Here is a 9,926-nt window from a genome sequence, read left to right on the forward strand (position 1 = left end):
GGTTTGACACTGCGGTTTGCCACAACCATTTAATTTTGCAGCATTGGTGCCGGATTGAAAATCCTCGTGTCGGTGGTTCGATTCCGCCCCCGGGCACCATTCAAAACCCTGATTTTGTTGGCTAATCATATTTGAGCCTTTCATGGTTTGACGTTTTTCGTGAATGATTTGACAACTTTTGATCGCCGTTCGTTTTCTTGCTCCAGCGTTTCCATCGTGATCCGGTTACGATCTGCAAGGTTCGCGGATCTTGAGTAATGCCTAGCCATTGACGGGGTTTTCTGCCCCAGTAGGTCGGCAATCTGGCGCTCTTCCAGCCCAGCTTCGCGCAGCGTCGTCGCCACGGTATGCCGCAGCCCCTTGAGGGTCAGGCCGGGTTCCACAACGCCTTCGGCTTCCAGCTTCTTCTTGAAGCGGTGCCAAACGGTCGAAAAGCCATTGTAGGTCCACGGCCTGCCGGTGGACGTTGCCAGTATCGTTACCGCATCATGTGCGGGCGCTGCGTCCAGAGCCGCTTTCAGAGTCGGGCCGATTGGAATTGCAACTTCATGCGCTGTCTTTCCACGAACACCCCAAATCGTATCGCCCTCGATCTGGTTCCGGGTCAGCTTGAGAGCATCAGATGGGTCCAAGCCCGTGTTCATGATGAGAGCAACAGCCACCCGGACATGAGGCGCAGCACGATCCAGCACAGCGGCCCGTTCCGCCACAGACCAGGGGCGGTTGGCATACGGGCGATCTTTAGGACGCGGCTTCGGAATGACCCCCGCAGCAAAATCCTTGTCAATCAACCCTTTCGGCACAGCATACCGGAACACTTGGCTCAGAAATGTGCGCACCATATTGGCGCGGCGCCACCCGATCTTGCCCGCTGCCTTGTCGTGGATACCGGCAACAAGAGGGGTTGTGATCGAGGAAACAGGCGTATCACGGATCGGGTGCAGGAAGTCTGCACACTTGCGATAATCCCGTTTCGTGGCATCCGCGAGATTGCCAAAATGCTCGGTCTGAAAATAGGCACTGACCAGCCCGCCAAGCGTTCCCGGCTTAGGGGCTTGAGCCTTCATAGCCTCGGAAAGAGCGGTGATGCGGGTACACTCCGCAAAGAACTCTGCCGAACCAAGCGGGGCTTTTTCCAGATCAATCTTGTGTCCGGTCTTGCGGTGGTAGCAACGCGGTTTCCCGTGCCGATCCTCGAAGATCTTGAAGCCTTTTACTCGAACCCGCATTCTTACAACCTGTCCAGAATGGCATCATGCGTTGCCAGTTCCGTCCCTTCCTTCATTGCATCAATCCACTTGTCCAAATCGCGCTTGTCCCAGAGATTGGTGCCAGGGCGAATTTCCAATGGCTGGACCGGGCACGTGGTCTTGAAATGCTTGATAGGCAGTCCGGTGTAATCCGCAGCCTCAGACTGCTTGAGCATCCGCTTGTCGATGACACTGATATTGAGGTTTGCATTACCCATCTTCACGGTCCTCACGTTTGCCCAAGACGGTCATATTGAGCGGCGACAGGTATTCCTGACCGCCTTCGATGTCCTTGAGGTTTTCCCATGCGCGAATGTCGTTCGGGCTGAGCCAACCCCACTCGCGGCCGATACGGTAGGCCTCATAGCGCGCCTTCATATCGCCGCGCATAAGCCCCGCCAGATCATGCTCCACAAAGTAGCGCTTGCGCCCCTCTGCGGTCAGGAGAGCCACGTTCATGGCTTGCTCAACCCGGCGGGCCATGGGGGCAAGACAGCGCACAACAAGCGCGCGGCTCTCGCCATCCACGTTCGAATAGGTGGCGTTGTCGGTGATACCGACGACGGTCGGCGGCACGCTAAAGGTGCGGGCGACGTCCATGTTGGAGAGCTTGCGGCTGTCCAGAAACTCGGCGTCCTTGGCTGTGATGGACAGGCTTTTCCAATCCACGCCACCGTCGAGAACCAAAATCCCGGATGTATCGACTTGTCCCTCAACGCGATCGCGCAGGGCCTCCAAAGCCCCGGCTTTCTTTTCGCCCCCGATAGACTGAGGGAATACCAGCGCCCCTTCGGCACGAAACGCGCGGCTTGCCTGCCGTGTAGCCTGCTCTTGCTGTGTCAGCGCCAGAGAGAATGTCTCGCGCGCCAACTGAATAGGCGAAACACCCATGACCCCATCGGAGCCAAGACGATAACGCAGGTGCAGGATCTCGTCTTGCAGATGGGCGCGTGACAAGCCCTTGGCATCGCTCACACGGTAGCGCAGGCGACCATTTTGCAGGCGTTCAACCGTTACCAGCGACGGGTGCAGCGGGTGAAGGGCAATCACTTGGCCGCGTGCGTTCGTCTCAATCCGTGCATAGGCGTTGCCGTTGGTGAGCAAAGAGACCAGCAGAAACTCGCGGCCTTCGAATGCGGTCATCTGAGCGTTGAACTGGTCGTGTAGAACACCATACAGCGGGTGGCTTGTCGCCCGCTCGCGACCACCGTTTCCACTGCGCACGTAGACGTTCATCGGCATGGCGGCGAGGTTCTGGCTAATCACCGAAATACAGGCTTGCGCCACGGCCAGGCCAGAGGCGCGCGCCGGATCTACAAAGCCTGCCCCATTGACCCGCTGGCCCAGAAATTCAGCAAGGCTTGGGTCAGAAGTGGCTACGGTTTCGCGCTGCTCACGCCCCAGAATGCGGGAAAGAATGCTCATTTCAGCAACTCCAGAATGCGCAGGCGGCGGGCGGCGGCGTCCCGCATCGGATGCCCTGCGAAATGAGAGCGGGCATTGATCACGGTGCCCTCATAAGCGGGGAAGGCTGCAACAACGCTGATTTCGAAAAGATCCAGGGCGCGCAGCTCACGCCGCGCACCGTCTACATGCTCATCAATGGCTTCAAAGCCGAAAGACATCCCGCCCAGATCGCCACGCTCGGCAAGGGTCAGCACATCCCGGCCCGCCTGCGTGTCCGGAACATCCAAGTCGAAGGCAAGGCCGCGCGTGTCCTCAGACAGGCGCAGCGAGCCGGAACGGGTGCGGGCAAGCACGCGGGTGGGGTCGTGATCCACCAGCGCCAGAATGTCCGCACGCTGTGTCAGGGTGCGCGCAAACGCACCGGGGGCGATGGTTTCAACAACGCCGCCCCCGATGCGCGCCTCAGAGCCGAAAAGGGCCGCGTACCCTGTTAGACGACGCCCGTTTGCCCGTAACTCAATGTTCTGAAATCGCGTTTCCATCAGAGGCTCACCTTTTTGTACGGCGCAATAAGGCGATCCACCCCGATAGGGGTGAACCAGACTTTGTCGTGCGAAGTCGCACCGCGATGTTTGTAGAAGTGAGCTACGAGCATAAGCATCGCTTGATGAAGCGCTGGAGGTAGCGGGTCGGCGGATACATCTACATCAATAGATGCAAGGTGGTCGCTGGCCGCCTCAATGAGCTTTGCAATTTGTCCTTCGACTTCTGCGTTCACCTCAGAAGAGGCGTATGAACTGCCTCGACTCAGCTTCATGTGCAGAATGGCCTCGTCCACCGTGATCATCAGTCGATCTCCGCATAGCGGAAGCCCTCAGCGTGGCGCACCACCACATCCGCATCGAGGAAGGCATGCAGGATAGCGCCGCCCTTGCTGGCGACGTCGCTGTGGTAGGGGTTCACCATCAGATCCACGCCAGACCAATAGCCGACGTAGAGGCTCGCCCATTCGCCATAGATCAGGGCGTTCTTGTCATTGGTGGCCCCGATGTTGCCAGGCACCTGCGTCGAGCTTTCTACGCGCTCATTGTGGAACAGTTCAGACAGCGGGATGGTACGCGCGTCGCCGTCCTTGATCTTGCGGGCCGTGTTCATCACCTTCTTGTTGGTCAGAAAGCCGGTGGAGCCGGTCACATCATCGGTCTCCAGCGCGGCGATCAGATCGGCGGTAATATCGGAGGAGAATGCGCCACCCGGCACAGACACCACATTGGCGTCTGCAAGGATGCCAGTCGGCTCGTCTGCGCCACCGCCTTTGATGCCGGCGCTATCCAGTGCCTGTGCCAGCAGATAGGCTAAATCAGCGCGCAGGATCGGCTCCAGCGCCTGATTGGACTGCAACAACATACGCCGGGACAGTTCATATTCCGCCGTGACCGTTTTCGGCCCCATGTCTTTCTTGGCAAACGTGGCATCGCTGCGATTGCTGTTGGTGTGCTCAGACACCCAACCCGCCGCACCGGACCCGATAAGGCGAGGCAGTTCGAGGTTGCCGGTCAGACCGCGCAGAACGGTTGCGCCCATGCCCTCTACCTTGAGCGCGGCGCGGCGACGGTCGGTCATGGTGGCCAGATCGGTCTGGATCATGTTGCCAGCAGTCCCGGCGGAGGTCAGAGCGCGGGTCTCACCGCCCAAAAGGATCTCGGTCGGGACCATCACGCCCCGGACCTCACCCCGGTCTTTCGCAAGTTCCTGGTGCCATTCAGCTTCGACGCCGGACAGGTGGCCAGAGCGGGCTTCGATCAGCGCCTTGCGGACAGAATAGCCCTCCAGCGAGCGGCGAGCTTCCGTGTCCTGGTGCAGGGTATCGCCGCGGGCTTCCATCCGCTCGAACTCTGCGAGCTTCTGCGCGTCCGTCAAACGGCTGTTGAGGCTGCGCACTTCGGCATCCAGATCATCAAAGCGCTTGCGCTCTTCGCCCGACAGGTCGCGGTTCTCCTTCGCGGCCTTGTCGTGGATGGTGTTCATTTCGGCAATCTTATTGCCGCGTGACTCTTGCAGTTCACGCAGGTTAAGAGAGGACATCTTGGTTCCTTCCATAGGGATTGAGGTGGAAGGCCAGCGCGGTCCGGTCGCCAAACTAGTGCCGCGCTGGCCCGTTTTAATTCTATTCGACAGGCGCTCCAGATAGGTGCTGAGTGATGCGAGCCGCGATGTCTTGAATGTCGCCAGATTTTAAGCGGGCAATGGTTTGCTTGCCCCGGTCCAATCCGCTCGCCATAAGTTCGCGGTTCGTTTCATAATCGGCATCAAAGACAACCGTCCCATTGAAGCCGCCATGGTGCGTAAGGTTCCTGTATCCATAGGTAATGGTTGCTTGGAGTTCTTCGCGGCACACTTCCACTGAGGTCAAGTTGATGACCGCAGACGATTGAAAGCCAAAGATCTCCTCAAGGATTTCCTCAAGCACGAAGCAGTAATCTTCATCAGTCGCAAACGGGGGAAGATCTCCTTGGTTATAGAAGCGGTTCACGCCAAGGTTTCCGTAGGTTTCAACGGCCTGCGCTGCGTGAGTCGGCTTGTCCGTTCCTAGAATTGCAATGGTGACGCGCGCTGCATCGAGCGGTGTCATATCTGGTGCGTTCACGCCATGCGCGCCGGTGGTGAGTAGGCCCGCCTTATTCAATTCACGTACGTACAAACGCACCGTCCCCTGGGGGATTCGGTAAGCATCGCTGATTGCAGATATGAATTTACCCTGTTTCATTCTTCATGTGTAATACACACCTAGAGCGCAAGTCAAGCTAGGTGCGCATTTCGCAACTAGGATATCACAGCGAACAAACATCTATGCGGGATAAGCTCCCTCGCCGCCAGTAGCGCGCCAGATCGCGGCCAGCAGCTTGAACTCGGGCAACGCCAACTCACGCTGGAAATCCGGTGTCGAAGGGGCGCAACCTGGGCCGATCAGGCGCCAAACTGCGTGGGTGCAGGCCGCGACGCCCTCGGGCGTTGTCGGGGTGTGCGCCACCATGTTGCGCAAAGCCACTTCGGCGCGAGACTCTGCCGCAAGGCTTTCGGGCCATTCCCAATCCCCATTGCCGGGCATGTGCGACAGGCGCAGCCACTCGGTGGTTGCACTATTCCACTCGCGATAGTGCGGGACTACCGGGTCAATCGCGGCCGCCACTGAGAGATCGGGAAGTGAGGCTAGCGCACCGGCCATGGGCAAGCCAGCGATCAGGCTGCGACGAGACAAAGCGCGACCGGTCGCGCAAACGCGTTCTTTGGGCATTGTTCGGTTCTCCGAATTTGCTATAATGGTAACAGGGCTACCAGTTTGGTCCTAATGCAGTCAACACAAAAAAGTAGCAGGGGCTACCAAATGAACGCCACGCAGTGTAAAATGGCCCGCGCAGCTACCGGCATAGGTATTCGAGAACTTGCCGAGCGTGCTGGTGTCTCGCCAAACACCATTTCCCGGTTAGAGAGAGGCGAGGAACTAAAGCAATCTACTATTGACATAATCCGTATCGCATTTGAGCGTGAGGGAATTGAATTCATACCTGAGAATGGCGGAGGTCCGGGTGTTAGGACAAAAAAGAAAGGCTAACCAATGAGTACAGAAGACCTATATTCGGCGGTGCACGAAGGTGAGAAAGCTAGGGCAAGTTTGGCCTACTACCTCTATGTTTTTGGCGATCACCTTGCATCTCGCGAAAGTTATAAGAGCCTGAGTGGAATTGATGCTGTACATTACTATCTCGTGCAGAAACACAACTGGCTCCCATCAGTTGTCAAGGCAATGACATCGGATGATCTCCGATTCTGCCTGTCTGAAGAGATGCATGGATGGTCCGTGCCGAAAGAAGCCAGATAAACCTTTCATCATTGGAGACCAGGCGTGTTTGAAATAGGTAAGACATATCAAATATCTACGATTGAAACTGACTCTGACGGTTATGGTCGGGTTACCGGAAATCAGACAGTCACAGCAGTAGACGGAAATTTGGTCAAGTTTGAAGACGGAACGATCATCAACACGATGTCTCCGCTCTTTGACTCAGCAGTGGATTTGAAAACTCACGAAACGTTCAAAAAGCAGTTCTCCGAGAACATGGATAAATGGCTCAACGATCCGGAAGACGCTAATTTGTAGGCGTTTCACAACAACTCAGCCAAACACAGGGGCAAATCATCATTGCCTTCGCGGTCCACAATCGCCAAGGCCATAGCCAGCGCCACGATCCCATCAATGCGCCCGCTTGATTTGCCCTTGTCCAGCTTCCTGTTGCCTGCCGGGTCCATTTCCACCACTGCATTGGCCGCACAATAGGTCAGCACCGGGTTGGACGCGTGGCGCAGGCGCGCCTCGGCCACCGCACGCTCCAGCCGGTCCACGGCAGGGGCCATATCGCGGAAGCCCTGCCCGAAGGGTTCCAGCGGCGGTTCTGCCCCCATCTTGCCCAGCTCGCGTTTCAGATCCTCGATGCGCCAACGGTCGTAGGCGATCATCTGCACATCATAGGTCAGGCAGGCATCGGCAATCGCCTCGGCCACAAAGGACGGATCGACCACCGGGCCGGGAATGAGGGTCAGAAAGCCCTGACGCGCCCAGAGGTCATAAGGCACCCGGTCCTGTTCTGATTTCTCGCGGATGCCCTGCTCAGGCAGGAAGAACCGGGGCAGCAGATCAAAATCGCCAGCCCCATCGGGAAAGACCAGGACAAAGGCAGTCAGGTCGCGCGATTGCGACAGATCCAGCCCGCCCCAACATTGCCGCCCCTCCAGCGCCTTGAAATCCACCGTCCCCGCGTTGGAATCCCATTCCGCCTTGGCGAGGAAACGCACATGGGCGTCCACACGCTGGTTCAGGATCAGGTTGCGAAACGCTTGCTCCTTTGAGGGCATCCGCTGCGCTTGCCCTGCCTGCCGCCTCACATCGTCCAGAGAGCGGAAGTCCCCAAGGGCCGGGTTTGCCTTATGCCAAGTGTCCTCGATCCACGGGTCATCATTGGCGTCGGCCCCGTAGAACGTCATATGAAAGCTGGGATCATCGACCTCGCCAGAGTTCACCTTGTGGCCGTAGTCCACCAGTTCAGACATAACGGCATGGTCATCGGCGGCTTGGGTGCTGATGACGCACAGGAGCGGGTTGGCGCGCGCACCCATGGCCGTGTCGAGCGCTTCATACAGGTCGCGCTTGGGAGCGGTGCCGAGCTCGTCGTAGATGGTGAAGCTGGGAGAGAGGCCCTGTTTTGTGCTGGCGTCGGCAGAGAGGGCTTGGAAGATCGAGCCCTTGCCCTGACCGGACAGAACCTCGATGCGCTTGCTGAACTTCACCACGTTCACGCGGGCGTCCAGTTCCGGGTGTTCATCGAGGATAGCGACCATTTCTGAGAAGGTCTTGCCCGCCTGCGCCTTGTCGTTTGCTGCGGCGTAGACCTCGCCCCGGCTCTCGGCTTCTGGCCCCAGAAGGTGGCAAAGACCCAGACCGGCCACCAGCTGGGTTTTGCCGTTCTTGCGCGCCATAGACAGAACCGCCGTGCGCACCGGGCGCAGACCGTCTGCATCCTCGGTATAGATCGCTTCGAGGAATTCGCGCTGCCAGTCGCGCACCTGGAGCTTGGTTCCGGCGAGGCTCCCTTGCGTGATCGGCAGATCCTCCAGAAACGCGATGACGCGCTCCACGCGACTCAGACCGGGGTGTTCCCATGGCAGGACGGTGCGGAGCGGGGAAACCTCACTCGCGGCAAAGCCAAAGCTGCCCTGCGGGTTGTCCGCGATCACCGCGAGTTTTGGTTTTGCGCCTTTGCCTCGTTGTCCCATTTTTTATAACCTAATTAAGTATTTACGTGACTTCCCCACCGGTTTCGGGGTGTTCGGTTCTCGTGATTAAGAGTGCCCCCACCACCCATCGGCAGGATCTATCGGGTTGCCGTTCGCGTCACAGCCTTTGAAGCGGCGTCCGGTTGCGTTGCCTTTGGTGCGATCAAAGCCGGAGGTTTTCTCGTTGTGGCAGCGTTCGCACAGAGACATGAGGCCGGACAGTTCGGGGAATGGATCACCGCCTTGGCTGATGGGCTTGATGTGATCGACGGTTGTGGCTTCGACCACTTGGCCACGTTGCTGGCAGGCAAAGCACAGCGGGCTTTCATCCAGCTTCACAAGGCGCAGCCGCTTCCATGTGCTGGTGCAGTAGGGCCATTTATTCATCGCTCTGCCCGTCCCGCATTGCCTTGATGATGTCGCTCAGTTTTTTCCAGTTATCGTTCATTGCTGCTCTCTCTCTATATTCTCTAACGTTGCACCAAGTCCCTACTGCTCAATGGTGAGACCCGGAGCAGAAGGCATAGGGCGACCAGCCCCGGCCAAGCTGGCCGAGCTGGTCCCTAGCCTTCAGCGTGAAGATCCTGCTCAACGGAGCCGACCCATCGCTTTCAGGCGCCTCCAGTCCCGACGATCCATGCCGGAGGCTCAGTCGCTACTTGCGGCGCTTGGATTGACGCCGGGGGACGCGCTTCGACCTTTCGGGCTGCGCTTTGGCCTGTGTCCCCACCCCGTGGTGTGCCAAGTGTTTCGGTGCGTGCCACCGTCTGAACCGTCCACGCATCGACAGCGCCAATCAGGCGGCGCTGGGGCCTTCTTTCTCGATCTCGATTACGTCTTGAGGGTCATCATCGAAGAGACTGGCGACCATGCCTTGCATGACCTCCAACTGCTTCTGTGTGGGGGTCCAGTTCTTCCACCGGGCGCGGCGGGCCATGTTGGCGGCAAACTGGCGTTCCCATGCGCTCCCGGCGGTGCGCGACAGCCGGGGCATGTAGAACAGCAGATGATCAAGGCAGCGCTGCGTCACTGGCTCCCTCCACGGCTCGTGCCGAACAGGGCCAGAGAGGCAACGTCATGCGCGTCGTCTGCATCCATGCTGATGAGGGCGGCATAGGCCAAGCCAGCACGCTCTGCTTTGCTCAGGCGCACGGTGAGAATGACCGACAGATCCACCCAAGCCTTGGGCGTTGCGAGCGTCAGCGCATAGCCAAGGCAGCGACACACGCGCTTGTGCCCATCTTTGGCAAAACGCGACATTGCGGAGCGGGTGTTTTTGGCTTTGTCAGCGCCGGTTTTGGGTTTGACAAATGCCTTGTAAGCATTTGATTTCCCGTAGTGGGTTTGACACTGCGGTTTGCCACAACCATTTAATTTTGCAGCATTGGTGCCGGATTGAAAATCCTCGTGTCGGTGGTTCGATTCCGCCCCCGGGCACCA

Annotated in this window: 15 protein-coding genes; 3 read left to right on the forward strand and 12 right to left on the reverse strand. The window is 58.3% G+C overall.

Annotation, left to right across the window (positions count from 1 at the left end; genetic code table 11):
• Positions 1–140 precede the first annotated feature (140 nt).
• The 8 genes from MHM88_RS22880 to MHM88_RS22915 form a co-directional block, all read right to left on the reverse strand.
• Positions 141–1,229, reverse strand: a complete 1,089-nt coding sequence (locus MHM88_RS22880; protein ID WP_239369265.1) for a tyrosine-type recombinase/integrase — start codon at positions 1,227–1,229, stop codon at positions 141–143.
• A gap of 2 nt (positions 1,230–1,231) precedes the next feature.
• The gene (locus MHM88_RS22885) at positions 1,232–1,468 is read right to left on the reverse strand and encodes a hypothetical protein (protein WP_065324584.1); all 237 of its coding nucleotides are present in this window, start codon (positions 1,466–1,468) and stop codon (positions 1,232–1,234) included.
• On the reverse strand, positions 1,461–2,675 hold the full coding sequence (locus MHM88_RS22890) for a phage portal protein (RefSeq protein ID WP_239369267.1): 1,215 nt from the start codon (positions 2,673–2,675) through the stop codon (positions 1,461–1,463). Before MHM88_RS22890 ends, MHM88_RS22885 begins: the two co-directional genes overlap by 8 nt.
• A complete protein-coding gene (locus MHM88_RS22895; protein ID WP_239369269.1) occupies positions 2,672–3,199 on the reverse strand; it encodes an HK97 family phage prohead protease in 528 nt (175 codons plus the stop codon). The genes MHM88_RS22890 and MHM88_RS22895 overlap by 4 nt, the downstream gene beginning before the upstream one ends.
• Positions 3,199–3,504 carry a head-tail connector protein gene (locus MHM88_RS22900; RefSeq protein WP_239369271.1) on the reverse strand — a complete coding sequence of 102 codons (306 nt, stop codon included), beginning with the start codon at positions 3,502–3,504 and terminating at the stop codon, positions 3,199–3,201. Before MHM88_RS22900 ends, MHM88_RS22895 begins: the two co-directional genes overlap by 1 nt.
• The gene (locus MHM88_RS22905) at positions 3,504–4,742 is read right to left on the reverse strand and encodes a phage major capsid protein (protein ID WP_239369273.1); all 1,239 of its coding nucleotides are present in this window, start codon (positions 4,740–4,742) and stop codon (positions 3,504–3,506) included. The genes MHM88_RS22900 and MHM88_RS22905 overlap by 1 nt, the downstream gene beginning before the upstream one ends.
• 82 nt (positions 4,743–4,824) lie before the next feature.
• The gene (locus MHM88_RS22910; protein WP_239369275.1) at positions 4,825–5,424 is read right to left on the reverse strand and encodes a hypothetical protein; all 600 of its coding nucleotides are present in this window, start codon (positions 5,422–5,424) and stop codon (positions 4,825–4,827) included.
• Positions 5,425–5,505: 81 nt separating this feature from the next.
• The gene (locus MHM88_RS22915; RefSeq protein ID WP_239369277.1) at positions 5,506–5,883 is read right to left on the reverse strand and encodes a hypothetical protein; all 378 of its coding nucleotides are present in this window, start codon (positions 5,881–5,883) and stop codon (positions 5,506–5,508) included.
• Positions 5,884–6,063: 180 nt separating this feature from the next.
• Between MHM88_RS22915 and MHM88_RS22920 the strand changes: the two genes are divergently transcribed.
• From MHM88_RS22920 to MHM88_RS22930, 3 genes are read left to right on the forward strand one after another with little or no spacing between them, the layout of a single operon-like run.
• Positions 6,064–6,270, forward strand: coding sequence for a helix-turn-helix transcriptional regulator (locus tag MHM88_RS22920; RefSeq protein WP_239369291.1), 207 nt, complete (start codon positions 6,064–6,066; stop codon positions 6,268–6,270).
• A gap of 3 nt (positions 6,271–6,273) precedes the next feature.
• Entirely contained in the window at positions 6,274–6,537 is a 264-nt protein-coding gene (locus MHM88_RS22925; protein ID WP_239369279.1) for a hypothetical protein, read from the forward strand.
• 24 nt (positions 6,538–6,561) lie between these two features.
• Complete coding sequence (locus tag MHM88_RS22930) at positions 6,562–6,816, forward strand: hypothetical protein (protein ID WP_239369281.1); 255 nt, start codon at positions 6,562–6,564, stop codon at positions 6,814–6,816.
• Between the two features lie 5 nt (positions 6,817–6,821).
• On the opposite strand, the gene MHM88_RS22935 is transcribed toward MHM88_RS22930, so the two are convergent.
• The 4 genes from MHM88_RS22935 to MHM88_RS22950 form a co-directional block, all read right to left on the reverse strand.
• Positions 6,822–8,486: a terminase large subunit gene (locus tag MHM88_RS22935; protein ID WP_239369283.1), complete on the reverse strand. Its 1,665-nt coding sequence runs from the start codon at positions 8,484–8,486 to the stop codon at positions 6,822–6,824.
• Positions 8,487–8,552: 66 nt separating this feature from the next.
• On the reverse strand, positions 8,553–8,873 hold the full coding sequence (locus MHM88_RS22940; RefSeq protein ID WP_239369285.1) for an HNH endonuclease: 321 nt from the start codon (positions 8,871–8,873) through the stop codon (positions 8,553–8,555).
• Positions 8,874–9,282: 409 nt separating this feature from the next.
• Positions 9,283–9,516, reverse strand: coding sequence for a hypothetical protein (locus MHM88_RS22945; protein WP_239369287.1), 234 nt, complete (start codon positions 9,514–9,516; stop codon positions 9,283–9,285).
• Positions 9,513–9,926: hypothetical protein (locus MHM88_RS22950; protein WP_239369289.1), on the reverse strand; the 414-nt coding region annotated here is incomplete at its 5' end. The genes MHM88_RS22945 and MHM88_RS22950, both read right to left, overlap by 4 nt.

It is taken from the genome of Epibacterium sp. MM17-32, from assembly GCF_022348205.1.
In the GTDB taxonomy this organism is placed as follows: domain Bacteria; phylum Pseudomonadota; class Alphaproteobacteria; order Rhodobacterales; family Rhodobacteraceae; genus Epibacterium.